Raw genomic sequence first — 18,396 nt, forward strand, 5'->3', positions numbered from 1 at the left:
CAGCCGCGAACAGATGCCAGCGCCGCATTCCACAGTCGACCAGTACCTCGAGCACCTCGAGGTCGAGCGGATGGTGTCGCCCAATACCCTGGACGGCTATCGCCGCGACCTGGCCGCGCTGGATGCGTGGTCGCAGGCGCAGTCGCGCGACCTGCCTGCACTCGGCCCGGAGGACATCCGCGCCTTCGTCGCATCGGAGCATCGCCGTGGCCTGTCGCCGAAGAGCCTGCAGCGCCGGTTGTCGGCGGTACGCAGCTTCTATCGCTGGCTGCTGAAGAACGGCCGCATCGCGGCCAGTCCCGCGGCCGCCATTCGCGCGCCCAAGGCGCCGCGCAAGCTGCCGCAGGTGCTGGACCCGGATGAGGCCAAGGTGCTCGTGGAAGTGCCCACCGATGCACCACTCGGGTTGCGCGACCGCGCGCTGCTGGAGTTGTTCTACTCGTCGGGCCTGCGTCTTTCCGAGCTGTGCGCGCTGCGCTGGCGCGACCTCGACCTGGCCGACGGCCTGGTGACGGTGCTGGGCAAGGGCAGCAAGCAGCGCAGCGTGCCGGTCGGGTCGCATGCGCGCAATGCGCTCGATGCCTGGCGCCGCGAAACCGGCGCGGGCAACGACGCACCCGTGTTCCCCGGGCGTCGCGGCCCGATCACCCCGCGCGCGGTGCAGTTGCGCCTGCGCCAGCTCGCCCAGCGCCAAGGCCTGTTCAAGCGCGTGCATCCGCACCTGCTGCGGCACTCGTTCGCCAGCCACGTGCTCGAGTCATCCGGCGACCTGCGCGGCGTGCAGGAGCTGCTCGGCCACGCCGACATCGCCACCACCCAGATCTACACCCACCTGGATTACCAGCACCTGGCCAAGGTCTACGACGCCGCCCACCCCCGCGCAAAACGCCGCAAGTAGCCGTCACGCATGGCGGTAGGGGGGGTTGTGCCGATCCCATCCGGCCCCACCTCTGGGGGAACAGCCCGCGGAGGCCGCATGGACCCCAGCCAGAATCCCAATACCTTCCACGCCACGACCATCGTGTCGGTGCGCCGCAACGGCAAGGTCGTCGTCGCCGGCGACGGCCAGGTCACGCTCGGCAACACGGTGATGAAGGGCAACGCGCGCAAGGTGCGCCGGCTCGGCCGCGACGGCCAGGTCCTGGCCGGCTTCGCCGGTGCCGCCGCCGACGCCTTCACGCTGTTCGAACTGTTCGAGGCCAAGCTGGAGAAGCACGGCCAGCTCACCCGTGCCGCGGTGGAGCTGGCCAAGGATTGGCGCACCGAGCGACGCTTCGGCAAGCTCGAGGCGCTGCTGGTGGTTGCCGATGCGGAGTCGTCGCTGGTGATCTCCGGTACCGGCGACGTGATCGAGCCGGAAGATGGTTTGGTCGCGATCGGCTCCGGCGGCTCGTTCGCGCTGGCCGCCGCGCGCGCGCTGGCCGCGCACACCGAGCTGGATGCCAGGACCATCGCCACCGAAGCGCTGAAAATCGCCGGCGACATCTGCATCTACACCAACGGCAACATCGTCGTCGAGGAGCTCTGAGCGATGCAGAAGATCGAGAACACCTCGGCCACCATGACCCCGCGCGAGATCGTACAGGAACTGGACAAGCACATCGTCGGCCAGCAGGACGCCAAGCGGGCGGTGGCCATCGCGCTGCGCAACCGTTGGCGCCGGATGCAGCTCGAGCCGGAGATGCGCAACGAGGTGATGCCCAAGAACATCCTGATGATCGGCCCGACCGGCGTCGGCAAGACCGAGATCGCCCGCCGCCTGGCGACGCTGGCCAACGCGCCGTTCGTGAAGGTCGAGGCCACGCGCTTCACCGAGGTCGGTTACGTCGGCAAGGACGTCGAGCAGATCATCCGCGACCTGGCCGACACCGCGGTCAAGCTGTACCGCGAACAGGCCAAGCAGCGCGTGCGCACCCAGGCCGAGGAGCGCGCCGAGGATCGGATCCTCGATGCGCTGCTGCCGCGGCGCGAGGTGCCGGCCAGCGGATTCGGCTTCGGCGCCAACACCACTGTCGACATCGGTGCCGAACCTTCGGCCCAGCAACACCAAGGCGACAGCGACACCCGCGCCAAGCTGCGCAGGCAGCTGCGCAGCGGTGCGCTGGACGAGCGCGAGATCGAGATCGAGACCGCGGTCAATGTGGGAGTCGACATCATGGCGCCGCCGGGCATGGAGGAGATGGGCCAGCAGCTGCGGCAGATGTTCTCGCAGATCTCCGGCGGCAAGACCCACAAGCGCACCCTCAGCATCTCCGCGGCGCGGCCGCAGCTGGTCGAGGAAGAGGCCGCCAGGCTGGTCAACGAGGACGAGGTGCGCGAGGCGGCGATCGATGCCTGCGAGCAGCACGGCATCGTGTTCATCGACGAGATCGACAAGGTCGCCAAGCGCAGCGAGGGCATGGGCGCCGACGTCAGCCGCGAGGGCGTGCAGCGCGACCTGCTGCCGCTGGTCGAGGGGTCCACCGTCAGCACCAAGTACGGGCCGGTGAAGACCGACCACATCCTGTTCATCGCCTCCGGCGCGTTCCACCTGGCCAAGCCGAGCGACCTGATCCCCGAGATGCAGGGCCGCTTCCCGATCCGGGTGGAGCTGGGCGCGCTGAGCAAGGACGACTTCGTCCGCATCCTCACCGAACCGCGCGCGGCGCTGACCACGCAGTACGTGGAACTGCTGCGCACCGAGGGCGTGGCCCTGACGTTCGCGCCGGAGGCGATCGAACGCTTGGCCGACATCGCCGCCCAGGTCAACGAGCGCCAGGAAAACATCGGCGCGCGCCGCCTGCACACCGTGCTCGAGCGCCTGCTCGACACCCTCAGCTACGAGGCCCCCGACCGCGGCGGCGACAGCGTGGTCATCGACCGCGCGTATGTCGACCAGCACCTCGGCACCCTGGTCCAGGACCCCGACCTGTCCCGCTACATCCTCTGAAGAACAGGGGTCAGACCACCATTTCCTCTTTTCCCTACAGCACAGTCCGGCATTGCCGGCTGTGTTGCCGGGGTGCGGATAGGGAATCTGTGTTCTCCCTCCCGAGGAATCCCCGGTGCCAAGGACGAGGCGACTGGATCTGGCCGGCGTAGCGCAGCATGTCGTACAGCGTGGCAACAACAGACAGCCATGCTTTCCCAGGCGAGCAGACTACCTGAGATACCTGCAGCACCTGCGGGAAGCCGCAAGACAGCGCGGTTGCAGCATTCATGCATATGTCCTGATGACCAACCACGTCCACCTCCTGGTAACGCCGCAGGAGCGAGGGGCGGTCGGGCTGATGATGCAGGATGTGGGGCGTCGTTTCGTCCGGGCAGTCAACGAGTCGACGGGCAGGACCGGAACACTTTGGGAGGGTCGCTACAAGTCCTGTCTCGTCGACTCCGAGCACTATTTGCTGACGTGCTATCGCTATATCGAGTTGAATCCGGTCCGTGCGGGAATGGTCGCTGATCCGGCCGGCTACGAATGGTCCAGCTACTCGGGAAATACGGGAACGACAGGGGATCCCGTCCTAGATCCCCATCCGGTATTCACCAGGCTCGGGAGGAATGATGAAGAGCGGTGGAAACGCTATCGCCAACTCGTGGCAGAGGGGGTGAGTGGCGAGCAGTTGGCACGGTTCCGTCTGGTAACCCAGCGTCAGCGAGCATTCGGCTCCGACGAGTTCGTCGCGGAAATCGAGAAGCGGACAGGCCAGCGAGCCGGATTGGGAACTCCAGGTCCCCGCAAGGCTGTCGTTGCAGTGGAAAAGGTGGTCTGACCCCTGTTCTTGACGCCTGTGCTTACACTTTGTAGCCGGTATGGATCGCGACGATGCCGCCGTTGAGGTTGCGGAAGGAAACGCGCTCGAAGCCAGCCGTTTCCATCATCGACTTGAGCTCGCCCTGCGGCGGATGCTTGCGGATCGATTCGGCCAGGTACTGGTAGCTGCCGGCGTCGTGCGCGAACAGCCGGCCCAGGCGCGGCAGCACCTGGAAGGAATGGAAATCGTAGATCGGCTTGAACCAATCGGCCTGCACCTGCGAGAACTCCAGCACGCGCGCCTGGCCGCCGATCTTCAACACGCGGTGCATCTCGCGCAGGGCGGCGTCCTTGTCGGTGACGTTGCGCAGGCCGAAGGCGATGGTCACCAGGTCGAAGCTGCGGTCCGGAAATGGCAGCGCCTCGGCGTTGCATTGCACGTACTCGAAGCCGCGCACGTTGCCGCGGTCGACCATGCGGTCGCGGCCGACGCGCAGCATGTCGCCGTTGATATCGCCCAGCACGATTTCGCCGGTCTCGCCGACGCGGTCGCGCAGCAGCGCCGCGATGTCGCCGGTGCCCCCGGCCAGGTCCAGCACCCGGTCGCCCTTGCCGACCTGCGCGGTGGCGACGAAGAAGCGCTTCCAGACCCGGTGGATACCCAGCGACATCAGGTCGTTCATCAGGTCGTACTTGCCGGCCACCGACGAGAACACCTCGCCGACGAGCTTCTGCTTCTGCGCCGTCGGCACCTCGCGGAAGCCGAAGTGGGTCGTGTCCTGTTCGCGGGGGGAGTCGCTCATGCGGCGATTATCGCCTATCGTTGGCCCCATGATCGAAACGCCCGACTACCGTGCCCTGCTCGCCACCGCCGTCGCCGAAGCCCGCCAGGGCCTGGCCGAGGGCGGCATTCCCATCGGCGCCGCGCTCTACCACCAGGACGGCCGCCTGCTCGGCTGCGGCCACAACCGCCGCGTGCAGGAAGGCGACCCCTCCGTGCACGGCGAGACCGACGCCTTCCGCAAGGCCGGCCGCCAGCGCCGCTACAAGGACACCATCATGGTGACCACGCTGGCGCCCTGCTGGTACTGCAGCGGCCTGGTGCGGCAGTTCAACATCGGCACCGTGGTGGTCGGCGAATCGGTGAATTTCCCCGGTGGCGTGGAATGGCTGCGCGAGGCCGGCGTACAGGTCATCGACCTCCAGGATCAAGAATGCATCGAGATGCTCGGCACCTGGATCGCCGACAATCCGGAAGTCTGGAACGAGGACATCGGGGAAGACTGAAGAACAGGGGTCAGACCACCATTTCCCGCCGGGAAATGGTGGTCTGACCCCTGTTTTTCAGGGCTCCCACGCGTAACTGAGCTTCACGAACGCGGCGCGGTCGCTGGCGAACAGGTCGGGGTTGTCGTCGTCGAGGAAGGCACCCAAGGTGCCGCCGGCGTAGACCGAAGTGCGCGGATCGAGCTGGAACGAATAAACCAGCTGGGTGGCGAGGTCGCGCGAGGTCGCCTCCACCGGGTCCAGGTACAGCGCGGGATCGCGGTCGATGCGGCTGGCCTGGACCGAAAAGCGCAGGTGTTGGCGGGTATCGATCTGCCAGGCATAGCGCGTATCCATCACCGTGGCCGCGAACGCGGTGCCGCCGTCGCGCTCCAGGCTCTGCCGGACCAGGTCGAACTCCACGCTGTGGGCGAGGCCCACCGACATTTCCGCCCACACGTCGACGTAGCGCCCCTGGCCCGTGCGCGACGCGAACAGGTCGATCTGCGGGCCGACCCGCAGGTTGCCGCCCAGTTGCACGTTCGCCGCCGGGAACCAGGCGCCGAACACGTTGACGTGGGACTCGTCGAAGAAGATCCCGTCCCAGTAGCGGTCGCGGGCCAGGACCTGCACGCCGAACGTGCTGCGCATGGGACCGTCGAACTGCAGCTGCGCCTCGGCCTCGCGTTCGAGCAGTTGCCCGTCGTGGCGGTGGGTGATGTCGAAGTCCGCCGATAGCCGCGTGCCGGCAATGCTGGCGTCCTCGTCGCCATACCAGGTGTGGCTGCCCCCCAGCAGCGTCTTTTCGTATCCCACCTGGCCGATGTAACCCAGGTCGGCGCGGAAGCCGGGATCGACCACCGTATGCCAGGTGTTGAACGACCACTCGTCCGAGTCGTAGACGTAGTCGAACTGCCATGCATCGCCTTCCGGCTCGGGGTCGACGAGCCCGAGTGCGTCCGGATACCTGGATTGGCTGCGCAGCACCTGTGCCGTCGCGCTGTGGTGGCCGTGCGCCCAGCGCCCGTCCACGCCGACGACGCCGTTGTGGTAGTCCTGGCCATGGCGGACGGTGGCCACGACGCCGACGCTGGCGTCGTCGCCGAGTTCGTGGCGATAGCGTCCGGCCGCGACGTCGGCGGTCTGGTCGAGGATCGCGATGGTCGAGCCCAGCGCGTCGGGCAGCAGGAACTCCGTGGTCGTGTCATGTGCAACGAGGGCGCCATACGTGCCGTCGCCCGTGTTGCCGGTGATGCGCACGCCGAAATCCGGCGCCGCGATCCGGCGCGTGTGCAGCACCTGGAACGGCGTGGCGAACACGTCGCTGCCATCCATGAAGAACGGGCGCCGCTCGGGGACGTACAGGACGAAGTTGCTGGACAGGTCCAGGCGTGCCCGGTCCGGCGCGAGTTGCGAGAACTCGGGATTGATGGTGGCCGCGACGGCAAGCGCAGGCGAGGGCACCCATGCCACGTCCACGCCCGCTTCGAAACGCGCGCCGTCGCCATGCCAGGCTTCCGCACGTGCATTGCGCGACTGCACCCCGGTTGCCGCCAGCGTCGCGACGACTTCCAGTGCGGGGCGGTCCATTGCCGCCAACGGGATCGCGACTTCCAGTTCATGTCCCGCAGCCGTGCGCCGCGCCGCCGACATTACGCGTACCAGATCGGTGCCCACGCCGAACCGTGCCGCCACCGCCGCAAGCAACGCCTCGACTTGCCAGGTGCCGGCATCGGGGGAACGTACGGCGACGTACAGCAGGTCGCCGCCGAGACCTGCGCGCATCGTGGTCCTGGCCGGCGACTGCAGCGGCGTCGCCGCCTGCCAGGCAGCTTCTTCGATGACGCCGTCGACCACGATCGGGGCCGGCAGCCGCGGAAGCCCGGCAAACGCGTCCGTTCCGGCCCCATGGGCAGCCGGCGCGAGCAGCAGCAGGATGGACAACAGGCGGGCTTGCGTCACGGGGGCGCGGGGGAAGCGGGGGAGCGAAACCGTTCCAGTTTAATGGCCCGACTGCGCTTTCGGGGGCGGCGGACGGCGGTAGTACACTGCCCGTCCGTTCACGAAGGCCCGAACCGATGCGCCAAGCCCTGTTGTTGCTGTCCACCGTCGCCGCCCTCGCTGCCGCCGGCTGCGCCCGCGAGTCCGCACCGGCCGACAACGCCACCGCCACCACCGCTGCCGCCACCGAGGCCGCCGTGACCGTCGATCCCGCCCACGACGAGTTCTCCTATGCCGAGCCCGGCAAGGTCCGCATCACCGACCTGTCGCTGGACCTGGCCATCGACTTCGGCGCGAAGCAGATCGCCGGCACCGCCACGTACACGCTGGACTGGATCGATCCGCAGGCGGACGCGCTGGTGCTCGACACCCGCGACCTGGCCATCGAGAAGGTGGAAGCCGCCGGCAAGGACGGCACCTACGGCGCGCTGCAGTACGAACTGGCCGACGCCGACGCTCTGCTCGGCAGCAAGCTCACCATCCAGGTGCCCGAGCGCAACACCACTGTCCGCATCGCCTACCGCACCTCGCCCGATGCCTCCGGCCTGCAGTGGCTGGCGCCGTCGATGACGGAAGGCAAGCACCAGCCCTTCATGTTCAGCCAGTCGCAGCAGATCCACGCGCGTTCGTGGGTGCCGCTGCAGGACACGACCCAGGTGCGTTTCACCTACAGCGCCCACGTCACCGCGCCGAAGAACGCGATGGTGCTGATGAGCGCCGACAACGAGCCGAAGGCGGAAAGGGACGGCGATTACAGCTTCAGCATGCCGCAGGCGATCCCGTCGTACCTGCTGGCCATCGCCGCCGGAGACCTCGTGTTCGAGCCGATCTCCGAACGCAGCGGCGTCTGGGCCGAGCCGGTGATGGTGAAGAAGGCGGCCGAGGAGTTCGCCGACACCGAAAAGATGATCCAGACCGCGGAGCAGCTCTACGGCCCGTACCGCTGGGGCCGCTACGACATCCTGGTGCTGCCGCCGTCGTTCCCCTACGGCGGCATGGAGAACCCGCGCCTGACCTTCGCAACGCCCACCGTCATCGTCGGCGACAAGTCGCTGGTCTCCCTGGTGGCGCATGAGCTGGCGCACAGCTGGTCCGGCAACCTGGTCACCTTCTCCACCTCGCGCGACGCGTGGCTCAACGAAGGCCTGACCAGCTACGTCGAGAACCGCCTGGTCGAGGCGCTGTACGGCAAGGACCAGGCGGCGATGGAAAGCGCCATCGCCCGCGAGGAGCTCAAGCAGGAGTTCACCGACGCGAACAAGGCGCTGCAGCCGCTGTCGGTGAAGCCCGGCGACCTCGACGATCCGGACCACAACCTCACGGGCACCGTCTACACCAAGGGTGCGTGGTTCATGGAAGCGCTGGAGCAGCGGTTCGGTCGCGAGGCGTTCGATGCCTTCCTGCGTGGCTACTTCGACCACTTCGCGTTCCAGAGCATCGACACCACCCAGTTCCGCGACTACGCGATCGCCAACCTGCTGGAGAAGCATCCCGGCACGATGAGCCAGGAAGAGTTCGACGCCTGGCTGTACGAGCCGGGCGTCCCGGCGAGCGCGCCGCAGGTGCGTTCGCAGCGCTTCGCCGTGGTCGACGCCGCGCGCATTGCCTGGACGGGCAGCGCCGAGTTGCCCTCGCGCCAGGTCACCGGCAACTGGAGCACGCAGGAGTGGGTGCGCTTCCTCGAAGGCATGCCCGACACGCTGACCACCGAGCAGATGGCGGCCCTGGACGCGGCCTACCACTTCACCGGCACGCCCAATGGCGAGATCGCGCAGCGCTGGTATCCGCTCGCCGCGCGCAGCGGCTACCACGCCGCCGACGGCGAAATGGCCGCATTCATGCAGCGCGTCGGCCGGCGCAAGCTGATCATGCCGATCTACAACGCGCTGGTGCAGACGCCCGAAGGCCTGGTGTTCGCCAAGGGCGTGTTCGAGCGCGCCGAACCCGGCTACCACCCGATCACGACCGGCTCGGTCAAGGCGGCCATCGCCCGCGGGGAGGAAGCCCAGGCGAAGGCGAAGGCGCAGTGACCGTGCGCCGCCGCGCCATTGCCATCGCATTGCTGGCCGCGCTGGTCGCGGCCGGCGGTTGCAATCGCGAACAGCGCAGGGCCGAGGAGGCCGCCGCGCGCGCGGCGGCCGTCGAGGCGGAAGCGGAAAAGGGCGAGGCGGCGTTCGAAGCGGCCCTCGCCGACGAAAACTGGGCGCTGGCCAAAGCGCAGGGCGACGTCTTGCTGGTCACGTATCCGACCAGCGAGGCCGCGGCCCGGGTCGAGCCCAAGCATGCCGAAGTGGTGGCCAGGGCCGAAGCCCAGCGCGAGCAGCAGCGCCTGGCCGCGCTGTGGCTGTACCAGTCGCAGGCGGTCGGCAAGGGCGAGCAGCGCCCAGCGCTGATCCAGTCGAAGGAGCTGGTGGACGTAGGCGCCGGTGCGCCGGCCCGGGTGAAGCTGATTTTCCGGGACCATCCCGAATGGGGCCGCAGCAGTTACCTCGTGCTGCAGGGCGGGGACTTCGATTGCTACGGCAGCTGCAAGGTCGAGGTGGTGGCGGACGGGCAGGCGAAGCCCATGGCGGCCTATCGTCCGAAGACCGACGAGGCCATCGCCATGTTCATCCGGGACGATCCCGCGCTCTGGCGCATGGCCGGGGACGCGGAAGTCCTGTCGGTCGAATTCCCGGTCAAGGCCGGCGGCACCCGCACCGCGACCTTCGAGGTCGCCGGTCTCGACCCCACCCGGATGCCCTGGTAGCGATCAGAGCGAGTAGCCGAACTGCTGCTTGAACTGTTCGTTGAATTCGTCGTAGTCGAAGCGCTGGTTCTGCGTACCCGGGTGCTCGACCTTGAGCGCGCCCATCAGGTTGCCGATGCGGCCGATGGTGAGCCAGTCGTAGCCCTTCTCGATGCCGAAGATCAGGCCGGCGCGGAAGGCGTCGCCGCAGCCGGTGGGATCGGTGACGCGGCGTTCGTGCGCAGGGGGCACGTCGTAGATCTTGCCTCCGGCGTGGATCACCGCACCGTGCGGGCCGCGTGTGGCGATGTAGGCCTTGACCTTGCCGGCGATGGTCTTTTCGTCCCAGCCGGTGCGTTCCTGCAGCAGGTTGGACTCGTAGTCGTTGACGGTGACGTAGTCGGCCTGCTCGATGAAGTCGCGCAGCTCGGCGCCGTTGAACAGCGGCATCGCCTGGCCCGGATCGAAGATGAAGGGGATGCCGCCCTCGGCGAACTCGCGCGCGTTCTGGATCATGCCCTCGCGGCCGTCCGGGCTGACGATGCCGATGGTGACGCCGGGCACGTCGCGCACATGGTTCTCGTACGAACGCATCATCGCTCCCGGGTGGAAGGCGGTGATCTGGTTGTTGTCGTGGTCGGTGGTGATGAAGGCCTGGGGCGTGAACAGCTCCGGGATCTCCTTGACCCGCGACAGGTCGATCTCCAGCTCCTCGAAATACTCGCGGTAGGGGCCGAAGTCCTGGCCCACCGTGGCCATCGGGATCGGCTCGCCGCCGAGCAGCTTGAGGTTGTAGGCGATGTTGCCGGCGCAGCCGCCGAACTCGCGCCGCATCCGCGGCACCAGGAAGGACACGTTGAGGATGTGCACCTTGTCCGGGAGGATGTGGTTCTTGAACTGGTCGGGGAACACCATGATGGTGTCGTAGGCCAGGGAACCACAGATCAGCGCAGGCATGGGCGGGCCTCGTGCCGGCGGCGCCGGCGGAGCAGGATGGGAGCGGATGGGACGCGGGTCTCGGTCCGGATGGGCCGACGGCGCGCTAGGGTACCGGCTGGCGCCTGCGGAGGCCAGTTTTTGCTAGGCTAGCCCATCCCTTGCGACGCCCCTGACGGACGCCCCCTCGCGATGTTCAAGAAGTTCCGCGGCATGTTTTCCAACGACCTGTCGATCGACCTCGGCACGGCCAACACCCTCATCTACGTCCGCGGGCAGGGCATCGTCCTGAACGAGCCTTCGGTGGTGGCCGTGCGCCAGGACCGCCTGGTGGGCAATTCGCGCTCGGTCGCGGCGGTCGGCACGGAGGCCAAGCAGATGCTGGGCCGCACCCCGGGCCACATCACCACGATCCGGCCGATGAAGGACGGCGTCATCGCCGACTTCACCTATACCGAGGAAATGCTCAAGTACTTCATCCGCAAGGTGCACAAGTCGCGGATGCTGCGGCCGAGCCCGCGGGTGCTGGTGTGCGTGCCGGCCGGCAGCACCCAGGTGGAGCGCCGCGCGATCAAGGAATCGGCCGAGGAGGCCGGTGCCCGCGAGGTGTTCCTGATCGAGGAGCCCATGGCCGCGGCGATCGGCGCCGGCATGCCGGTCACCGAGGCGCGCGGCTCGATGGTGGTGGACATCGGTGGCGGCACCACCGAGGTCGCGGTGATCGCGCTCAACGGCATCGTCTACTCGCAGTCGGTACGCATCGGCGGCGACCGCTTCGACGAATCGATCATCGCCTACGTGCGCCGCAGCCAGGGCATGCTGATCGGCGACGCCACCGCCGAGCGGATCAAGCTCGAGATCGGCTGCGCCTACCAGCAGGAGGACGTGCGCGAGATCGAGATCTCCGGCCGCCACCTCGCCGAGGGCGTGCCGAAGATGATCACCATCGACTCCAACGAAGTGCTCGAGGCGCTGCGCGAACCGCTGGCCGGGATCGTGGCGGCCATCCGCCAGGCGCTGGAGCAGACCCCCCCGGAGCTTTGCGCCGACGTCGCCGAGCGCGGCATCGTGCTCACCGGCGGCGGCGCCATGCTGCGCGACCTGGACCGCTTGATCAGCGAGGAAACCGGCCTGCACGTGCAGGTGGCCGACGATCCGCTGACCTGCGTCGCCCGCGGCGGCGGGCGCGCGCTGGAGCTGGTCGACATGCACGGCAACGAGTTCTTCGCCCCGGAATAACGTGCCTTCCTACGCCAGCACCCCCGGCCAACGCCCAGGCGACGTCGCCGGCACCCTGCGGCTGCTGGCCTACCTGGCGCTCGCCATCGCTCTGATCGTGTCCGACCACCGCGGTGGCTGGCTCGCGCAGCTGCGCGCGCAGGCGACGGTGGCCATGCAGCCACTGTGGTGGCTGGCGGGACTGCCCTCGCGGATCGGCGAGGCGATCAACGACAGCGCCTCGACCCGCACGCGCTTGGCCGACGAGAACCGGGTGCTGCGCAATGCGCTGCTGGTCAGCGGTGCGCGCGTGGCGCGACTGCAGGCCGCCGCCGCGGAGAACACGCGCCTGCGTGGGTTGCTGGATGCTGCCGAGCGTGGCGGCCTCGACGTGCAGCTCGCGCCGATCCTCGACATCGATCTTGACCCGACCCGGCAGCGCCTCGTGCTCGATGCGGGCAGCCGCGACGGCGTCGTCCAGGGCCAGAGCGTGATCGACGCCGGCGGCGTGGTCGGCCAGATCATCGCGGTGCGGCCCTCGACCGCCACGGTGCTCCTGCTCACCGATCCCGACCACGCGGTGCCGGTGATCGTCGCCCGCAGCGGCGTGCGCCTGGTCGTCTACGGCAAGGGCCGCAGTGACCGCCTGCAACTGGCCAACATTCCGCTGTCCAGCGACGTGCAGGTCGGCGACGCGGTGATCACTTCCGGACTGGGCGGGCGTTTCCCGGCCGGCTTCCCGGTCGGCACGATCACCGCGCTGCATCCCGACGACAGCCACGCCTTCCTGGTCGGTGACGTCGAACCGGCGGCGCAGCTCGATCGCGGCCGCGACGTGCTGCTGCTCAAGGGCAGGGTGGCGCCATGAGCCGCCCGCACAACGCCTGGCTGCTGCCGGTGAGCGTGGTCGCGGCGCTGCTGCTGGGCCTGCTGCCGCTGCCCGGGTGGATGCAGCCGTTCCGGCCGTACTGGCTCGCGCTGGTGCTGGTGTACTGGCTGATCGAGACGCCGGATCGTGCCGGCATCGGCTTTGCCTTCATCGTCGGCGTCGCCGCCGACCTCGCCTTCGGCACGCTGCTCGGCGAACAGGCACTGCGGCTGACGGTGATGGCGTTCATCGTCCAGCGTTTCCGCGCCCAGCTGCGCTTCTTCCCGCTGTCGCAGCAGGCGCTGGCGGTCGCCGGCCTGCTGCTCAACGACCGCGTGGTCGGCGCGGCCGTGCACATGGCCCTGGGCGAGCCGCAATTGCCCGCGAGCTTCTGGTGGTCGCCGCTGGTCGGCATGCTGCTGTGGGCGCCGGTGTACCTGTTGCTGGACCGGTTGCGCATGGGCGGCAGGGGCTGATCGGTGGCGTTGCGCCGGCGCCAGCTGAAATCGCCGAGCGCCGAAGCGGCGCAGTTCCGCGTGCGTGCCGCGATCGGCTTCGCGGTGGTGGTGCTGGCGCTGGCCGGGCTCGGCGGCTGGTATTTCAAGCTGCAGGTGATCGACCACGCCAACTACGCGACCCAGTCGGAGGCCAACCGCTTCCGCCTGCGCCCGGTGCTGCCCGGGCGTGGCCTGATCCTGGACCGCAAGGGCAGGGTGCTGGCCGACAACGTGCCGGCCTATCGGCTGGACGTGATGCCGCTGGAAGCCGGCGACCCGCAGCAGTGGTTGCCCGCGCTGCGCAGCATCGTCGTGCTCGACGACGATGACGTCGAGGCGTTCGGCGAGGCGCTGCGCAGTGGCCGCCGCTTCAAGCCGATCACGCTCAAGCCGCGGGTCGACGCCGAGGAAGTCGCGCGCGTCGCGGGCGACCGCTGGCGCTTCCCCGGCGTGGAGCTGGTGCCCTACCTCAACCGCCGCTACCCGCACGCCGAGCTGACCGCGCACATCGTCGGTTATGTGGGTCGCGTCGACGAGCAGGATCTCAAGCAGCTCGGCGAAGCCAACAGCGCGCTCACCCATGTCGGCAAGACCGGCATCGAGCGCTATTACGACGACATCCTGCGCGGCCAGGTCGGTTACGAACGCGTCGAGACCAACGTGGAAGGCCGGGCGCTCGGCACGGTCGGCCGGGTGCCGGCCACGCCTGGCGTCGACCTGCGCCTGTCGATCGACCTGGACCTGCAGCAGGCCATGGTCGAGGCGTTCGGGGATTTCGACGGTTCCGCGGTCGCCGTGGATCCGCGCACCGGCGAGATCCTGGCGATGGTCAGCCTGCCGGCATACGACCCGAACCTGTTCGTCAACGGCATCTCGCACAAGGATTTCCGCACGCTGATGGACAACCCGTCGCGGCCGCTGTTCAACCGCAACGTGCTCGGCGGCGGGCCGCCCGGTTCGACGGTGAAGCCGTTCATCGGCCTGGCCGGACTCGACAGCGGGCTGCGCACCGCCGAGGACCGGGTGATGTCCACCGGCGAGTTCCACATCCCCGGGCAGAGCCGCGGTTACCGCGACTCGCACGCCGGCGGCCACGGCTGGACCGACCTGCGCAAGTCGATCGCCGCTTCGGTCAACACGTACTACTACCAGCTCGCCATGGACATGGGCATCGACCGGTTATCCCGATGGATGCGCAAGTACGGATTCGGGGAGCGCACCGGCATCGACCTCGTCGGCGAAAGCGTGGGCATCGTGCCGTCGGCGGAATGGAAGGCCAAGAACAGCCGCGAGCCCTGGTATGTCGGCGAAACGGTGATCGCCGGCATCGGCCAGGGTTTCTGGAAGGCGACGGCGCTGCAGCTCGTGCGTGCCACCGCGGCGCTGGCCGACGACGGCAACCTGCGCCGGCTGCACCTGGCGCGCGAGCGGCGCGACGGCTACGAGGCGCCGTGGCGTGCGATCCCGCAGCCTGCTCCGCGCCGCATCAGCGACAGCCATGAACACATGCAGGCGGTGCGTGAAGGCATGGAGGCAACGATGCAGCCGGGCGGCACCGGGTGGTTCGCCGCCGGGCGCGACACGAGTTACCCGATCGCGGGCAAGACCGGCACGGCGCAGCGCGTCAGCCGCAAGGGCGACGTCAGCGTGGATCCGCACCAGCTGCCGCTTGCCCTGCGCCACCAGGCCTGGTTCATCGGCTACGCGCCGGCGGACAACCCGACCATCGCGGTGGCCGTTGCGGTCGAGCACGGCGGCTTCGGTTCGAGCACGGCCGCGCCGATCGCGCGCAAGGTGATGGATGCCTGGGTGCTCGGCCAGCAGCAGGCCGCCGCGCCATGAACGCGATCCTCGGTTTCCTGTTCGACATCTTCGCGCGCCTGGTGCGCACGCTCGACGGCTGGCTGTGCCTGGCATTGCTGGCGCTGATGGGCATCGGCCTGGCGGTGCTGTACAGCGCCGGCGGCGAGTCGCCGCACCTGGCGATCGCGCAGGGCGCGCGCTACGGCGTCGGGTTCGTCGCGATGTGGGCGTTGTCGCGGGTCTCGCCGCTGCGCCTGCGCAATGCCACGCCGATCGCCTACGCGTTGACCATCGTGCCGTTGCTGCTGGTGCTGGCGATCGGCACCGGCCGCCATGGCAAGCACTGGATCGACCTGGGCGTGTTCTATTTCCAGCCGGCCGAGCTGCTCAAGCTGACCCTGCCGATGATGGTGGCCTGGTACCTCAACCGCGAGCCATTGCCGCCGCGCTTCCCGGTGGTGCTGATGGCCATCGCCATCGTCGCCATCCCGGTGCTGCTGATCCTGCTCCAGCCCGACTTCGGCACCGCGATGCTGGTCGCGGCCAGCGGCGGCTTCGTGCTGTTCCTGGCCGGCCTGTCGTGGTGGTGGTTCGTGGCCGCGGCAGGCGGCGTCGCCGCGGCCGCGCCCGCGGCCTGGTTCTGGCTGCTCAAGCCCTACCAGAAGGACCGCATCCTGACCTTCCTGGACCCGGAATCCGATCCGCTGGGCGCGGGCTGGAACATCATCCAGTCCAAGATCGCCATCGGCGCCGGCGGCCTGACCGGCAAGGGCTGGGGGCAGGGCTCGCAATCGCACCTGGACTACTTGCCGGAACACACCACCGACTTCATCTTCGCCGTATTGAGCGAAGAGTTCGGCTGGGTCGGCGTGGCCGTGGTGCTGGCCCTGTACCTGTTCATCATCGGCCGCTGCATGTGGATCGCCAGCCAGGCGCGTGAAGGCTACTCGCGGCTGCTGGCGGGCGCGCTGGGCCTGTCGCTGTTCGTGTACGTGGTGGTCAACGGCGGGATGATCTCCGGCCTGTTGCCGGTCGTCGGCGTGCCGATGCCCCTGCTCAGCTACGGCGGCACCTCGGCCGTCTCCCTGCTCGCCGGCCTCGGCGTCGTCATGGCCGTCCGCGCCCACAAGCCCATGCACGGACATTAGAGGCTCTTCAGCTTTCGCGTGATAACCTCGCGGCGATGAAGTACGCCTCCCTTTTTGCTGTTTCGTGGCTGTTGGCCGGGTGCGCGACGGCGGCCCAGGACGCTGTCCCCGTCGCGGTGCAGGCCGAAGCGGAGGCCGGGGCCGCAGCCCCGGTCGTCGAGGCAAGGCCGGCTCCGGTTCCGCAGCCCGAGGCCCGGCCGCCGGCACCGGCATCGGTGACCGATCCGGCGCTGCCGCTGCAGCAGCGCATCGAGGCATTCGTCGACTACGCCGTTTCGACCTACGGCGCCGACCCGGCACGGGTGCGTGCGGTGCTGGCGCAGGCCGAGCACAAGCAGTCGATCATCGATGCGATGAACCGCCCGGCGGAGAAGGTCCGCACCTGGGCCGGCTACCGCCCGATCTTCCTCAACGACAAGCGCATCGACGCCGGCGTCGCGTTCATGGCCGAACACCGCGACGAGCTCGAGCGTGTGTCCGCGGCCAGCGGCGTGCCGGCCGAATACATCGTCGCGATCATCGGCGTGGAAACCAACTACGGCCGCATCACCGGCAGCTACCGCGTGATCGATGCGCTCTACACGCTCGCCTTCGATTACCCGAAGCGCGCGCCGTTCTTCGCCGGCGAGCTGGCGCAACTGTTCGCGCTGGACAAGGCCGAGGGCGGCATCGACCTGGTCGCGCTCAAGGGCAGCTATGCCGGCGCGATGGGCTGGGGCCAGTTCATGCCGTCCAGCTATCGGCTGTGGGGACGCGATGGCGATCACGACGGCAAGCGCGACCTGCTCGGCGATGCCGAGGACGTGTTCGCCTCGATCGCCAACTATTTCGTCGTCCATGGCTGGCAGCGCGGCGCGCCGGTGGTGGCGCGCGCCGACCGCTCGACCGGCGAGGTGTTCGCGCCGGACATGCCCGATCCGGCGTACACGCTGGAAGAACTCGCGCAGCGCGGCTACACGCCGGCGGCCGGCGAGCCCGTGGTGGGTGCTGGCGAAGGCGCGACCGTCTTCAACTTCGAGGGCGCCGATGGTCCGGAGCAATGGATCGGCTATCGCAACTTCTACGTGATTACCCGCTACAACCATTCGCCGATGTACGCGATGGCCGTCCACCAGCTCGCCCAGGCGATCCGCGCCGGTGCGGGCGCCGCCGGAAGCAACGCCGGCAAATGAAGCGGCTCGCCGCGGCCGCGACCTGCCTGCTGCTGGCGGCTTGCGCCGGCAATCCGCCCAAGCCGCCGCCGCTGGTCGCGGTGCCGGATCCGGCACCAGGCAACGGCGCGCCGCGTCGTTCGCCGTACGCGCCCGCGCAGGAAGACGTGTCCAAGCGTGGCAACTACACCGCCGGCGGGTTGTATGCGCCTGGCGTCGCGGACAGCGCGCCCGCCGGCGGCATTCCCGACGTGCACCTGATCCCGGAACCCGAGGTCGTCGCCGAGCCGCACTCGCGCTACGGCAACCGCTCGCCGTACACGGTGCTGGGCAAGAAGTACTACGTCCGGGACAGTGCCGAGGGGTACCACGAAACCGGCATCGCCTCGTACTACGGCAACAAGTTCCATGGTCGTCGCACGTCCAACCTCGAGGTGTACGACATGTACGCCTTTACCGCGGCGCACAAGACGCTGCCGCTGCCCAGCTTCGCGCGGGTCACCAACCTGGCCAACGGCAGCTCGGTGGTGGTCCGGGTCAACGACCGCGGTCCGTTCCACGACGGCCGCATCATCGACCTCAGCTACGCCGCAGCGGTGAAGCTGGGGGTGGACCGCGCCGGTACCGCCAGGGTCGAAGTGGTCGGGTTGATGCCCGGCGAGAACGCGCGCCAGCAGTACGACGCCGTGGCCGCGGCCCCGCCGCAGGCGCCGCTTCCGCCGACCGCCATCGACCAGCTCGTCGCGGCCCTGCCGGTGGCCACGGCCGCAGCCGCACCCGCGGTCCCGGGCGTGGTCCTGCAGGTCGCAAGCTTTGCCGAAGAGGCCAATGCGCAACGCGCGCTGGCCACCGTCAACGCCGCCGGCATCGCCGGCGCGAGCCTGGAACCGGGCGATTCGGCCGGCCGGCCGGTCTGGCGCCTGCGCATCGGTCCGGTGCCGGCGGAAGCCATGGAAGCCACCGCGGAGCGTGTGCGCGCGCTGGGTTTCGGCCAGCCGCGCCTCGTGCGCGAGTAGACTTGTCCCTTCGTTTCGCGTGATCCACCCG

The 18,396-nt window shown here is 68.8% G+C and carries 16 protein-coding genes and 1 pseudogene; 14 read left to right on the plus strand and 3 right to left on the minus strand.

The genetic code is table 11. The features are described 5' to 3' along the window. The first annotated feature begins 13 nt into the window (after nucleotides 1-13). The 4 genes from xerC (at nucleotide 14) to QAA18_RS02640 (ending at nucleotide 3,752) form a co-directional block, all read left to right on the plus strand. A complete protein-coding gene (gene xerC / locus QAA18_RS02625; RefSeq protein WP_279410793.1) occupies nucleotides 14-898 on the plus strand; it encodes a tyrosine recombinase XerC in 885 nt (294 codons plus the stop codon). 78 nt (nucleotides 899-976) lie between these two features. Further along, entirely contained in the window at nucleotides 977-1,528 is a 552-nt protein-coding gene (gene hslV, locus QAA18_RS02630) for an ATP-dependent protease subunit HslV (protein ID WP_279410795.1), read from the plus strand. Nucleotides 1,529-1,531: 3 nt separating this feature from the next. After that, nucleotides 1,532-2,929 carry an ATP-dependent protease ATPase subunit HslU gene (gene hslU, locus QAA18_RS02635; RefSeq protein ID WP_279410797.1) on the plus strand — a complete coding sequence of 466 codons (1,398 nt, stop codon included), beginning with the start codon at nucleotides 1,532-1,534 and terminating at the stop codon, nucleotides 2,927-2,929. 115 nt (nucleotides 2,930-3,044) lie between these two features. Then, entirely contained in the window at nucleotides 3,045-3,752 is a 708-nt protein-coding gene (locus QAA18_RS02640) for a transposase (protein WP_279410799.1), read from the plus strand. A gap of 22 nt (nucleotides 3,753-3,774) precedes the next feature. On the opposite strand, the gene ubiE is transcribed toward QAA18_RS02640, so the two are convergent. Beyond that, nucleotides 3,775-4,536 carry a bifunctional demethylmenaquinone methyltransferase/2-methoxy-6-polyprenyl-1,4-benzoquinol methylase UbiE gene (gene ubiE / locus QAA18_RS02645; RefSeq protein ID WP_279410801.1) on the minus strand — a complete coding sequence of 254 codons (762 nt, stop codon included), beginning with the start codon at nucleotides 4,534-4,536 and terminating at the stop codon, nucleotides 3,775-3,777. A gap of 28 nt (nucleotides 4,537-4,564) precedes the next feature. Here ubiE and QAA18_RS02650 point away from each other — a divergent pair, with 28 nt between their 5' ends. Then, complete coding sequence (locus tag QAA18_RS02650) at nucleotides 4,565-5,020, plus strand: nucleoside deaminase (RefSeq protein ID WP_279410803.1); 456 nt, start codon at nucleotides 4,565-4,567, stop codon at nucleotides 5,018-5,020. Nucleotides 5,021-5,077: 57 nt separating this feature from the next. On the opposite strand, the gene QAA18_RS02655 is transcribed toward QAA18_RS02650, so the two are convergent. Then, nucleotides 5,078-6,961, minus strand: coding sequence for a DUF5916 domain-containing protein (locus QAA18_RS02655; protein WP_279410804.1), 1,884 nt, complete (start codon nucleotides 6,959-6,961; stop codon nucleotides 5,078-5,080). A 116-nt stretch (nucleotides 6,962-7,077) separates the two neighbouring features. On the opposite strand from QAA18_RS02655, the gene QAA18_RS02660 reads away from it, so the two are divergent. Further along, nucleotides 7,078-9,030: a M1 family metallopeptidase gene (locus QAA18_RS02660; protein ID WP_279410805.1), complete on the plus strand. Its 1,953-nt coding sequence runs from the start codon at nucleotides 7,078-7,080 to the stop codon at nucleotides 9,028-9,030. Further along, nucleotides 9,027-9,749 carry a hypothetical protein gene (locus QAA18_RS02665; protein ID WP_279410807.1) on the plus strand — a complete coding sequence of 241 codons (723 nt, stop codon included), beginning with the start codon at nucleotides 9,027-9,029 and terminating at the stop codon, nucleotides 9,747-9,749. Before QAA18_RS02660 ends, QAA18_RS02665 begins: the two co-directional genes overlap by 4 nt. Before the next feature lie 3 nt (nucleotides 9,750-9,752). On the opposite strand, the gene QAA18_RS02670 is transcribed toward QAA18_RS02665, so the two are convergent. Then, nucleotides 9,753-10,685, minus strand: coding sequence for a carbohydrate kinase family protein (locus tag QAA18_RS02670; RefSeq protein WP_279410808.1), 933 nt, complete (start codon nucleotides 10,683-10,685; stop codon nucleotides 9,753-9,755). Nucleotides 10,686-10,856: 171 nt separating this feature from the next. Between QAA18_RS02670 and QAA18_RS02675 the strand changes: the two genes are divergently transcribed. The 7 genes and pseudogenes from QAA18_RS02675 (at nucleotide 10,857) to QAA18_RS02705 (ending at nucleotide 18,365) form a co-directional block, all read left to right on the plus strand. Further along, on the plus strand, nucleotides 10,857-11,903 hold the full coding sequence (locus QAA18_RS02675; protein ID WP_279410809.1) for a rod shape-determining protein: 1,047 nt from the start codon (nucleotides 10,857-10,859) through the stop codon (nucleotides 11,901-11,903). 1 nt (nucleotide 11,904) lies between these two features. Beyond that, nucleotides 11,905-12,750, plus strand: a complete 846-nt coding sequence (mreC, locus tag QAA18_RS02680; protein ID WP_343226733.1) for a rod shape-determining protein MreC — start codon at nucleotides 11,905-11,907, stop codon at nucleotides 12,748-12,750. Then, nucleotides 12,747-13,226 (plus strand): rod shape-determining protein MreD, encoded by a 480-nt coding sequence (gene mreD / locus QAA18_RS02685; RefSeq protein WP_279410812.1) that lies wholly within the window; start codon nucleotides 12,747-12,749, stop codon nucleotides 13,224-13,226. Before mreC ends, mreD begins: the two co-directional genes overlap by 4 nt. Nucleotides 13,227-13,229: 3 nt before the next feature. Further along, a pseudogene (gene mrdA, locus QAA18_RS02690) lies at nucleotides 13,230-15,068 on the plus strand (penicillin-binding protein 2); the annotation flags it as partial. Between the two features lie 17 nt (nucleotides 15,069-15,085). After that, nucleotides 15,086-16,198, plus strand: coding sequence for a rod shape-determining protein RodA (gene rodA, locus QAA18_RS02695; RefSeq protein ID WP_279410814.1), 1,113 nt, complete (start codon nucleotides 15,086-15,088; stop codon nucleotides 16,196-16,198). A gap of 35 nt (nucleotides 16,199-16,233) precedes the next feature. Beyond that, on the plus strand, nucleotides 16,234-17,370 hold the full coding sequence (gene mltB / locus QAA18_RS02700) for a lytic murein transglycosylase B (RefSeq protein WP_279410815.1): 1,137 nt from the start codon (nucleotides 16,234-16,236) through the stop codon (nucleotides 17,368-17,370). Further along, nucleotides 17,367-18,365 carry a septal ring lytic transglycosylase RlpA family protein gene (locus tag QAA18_RS02705; protein WP_279410817.1) on the plus strand — a complete coding sequence of 333 codons (999 nt, stop codon included), beginning with the start codon at nucleotides 17,367-17,369 and terminating at the stop codon, nucleotides 18,363-18,365. The genes mltB and QAA18_RS02705 overlap by 4 nt, the downstream gene beginning before the upstream one ends. Nucleotides 18,366-18,396 lie beyond the last annotated feature (31 nt).

Origin of the sequence: Luteimonas sp. 8-5, assembly GCF_029763755.1 — a bacterium.
GTDB lineage: Bacteria > Pseudomonadota > Gammaproteobacteria > Xanthomonadales > Xanthomonadaceae > Cognatiluteimonas.

Coding starts and splice junctions, on each gene's coding strand:
- xerC (WP_279410793.1), top strand. CDS start 14: ATGCCAGCGCCGCATTCCACAGTCGACCAGTACCTCGAGCACCTCGAG.
- hslV (WP_279410795.1), top strand. CDS start 977: ATGGACCCCAGCCAGAATCCCAATACCTTCCACGCCACGACCATCGTG.
- hslU (WP_279410797.1), top strand. CDS start 1,532: ATGCAGAAGATCGAGAACACCTCGGCCACCATGACCCCGCGCGAGATC.
- ubiE (WP_279410801.1), bottom strand. CDS start 4,536: ATGAGCGACTCCCCCCGCGAACAGGACACGACCCACTTCGGCTTCCGC.
- QAA18_RS02650 (WP_279410803.1), top strand. CDS start 4,565: ATGATCGAAACGCCCGACTACCGTGCCCTGCTCGCCACCGCCGTCGCC.
- QAA18_RS02660 (WP_279410805.1), top strand. CDS start 7,078: ATGCGCCAAGCCCTGTTGTTGCTGTCCACCGTCGCCGCCCTCGCTGCC.
- QAA18_RS02670 (WP_279410808.1), bottom strand. CDS start 10,685: ATGCCTGCGCTGATCTGTGGTTCCCTGGCCTACGACACCATCATGGTG.
- QAA18_RS02675 (WP_279410809.1), top strand. CDS start 10,857: ATGTTCAAGAAGTTCCGCGGCATGTTTTCCAACGACCTGTCGATCGAC.
- mreD (WP_279410812.1), top strand. CDS start 12,747: ATGAGCCGCCCGCACAACGCCTGGCTGCTGCCGGTGAGCGTGGTCGCG.
- rodA (WP_279410814.1), top strand. CDS start 15,086: ATGAACGCGATCCTCGGTTTCCTGTTCGACATCTTCGCGCGCCTGGTG.
- mltB (WP_279410815.1), top strand. CDS start 16,234: ATGAAGTACGCCTCCCTTTTTGCTGTTTCGTGGCTGTTGGCCGGGTGC.
- QAA18_RS02705 (WP_279410817.1), top strand. CDS start 17,367: ATGAAGCGGCTCGCCGCGGCCGCGACCTGCCTGCTGCTGGCGGCTTGC.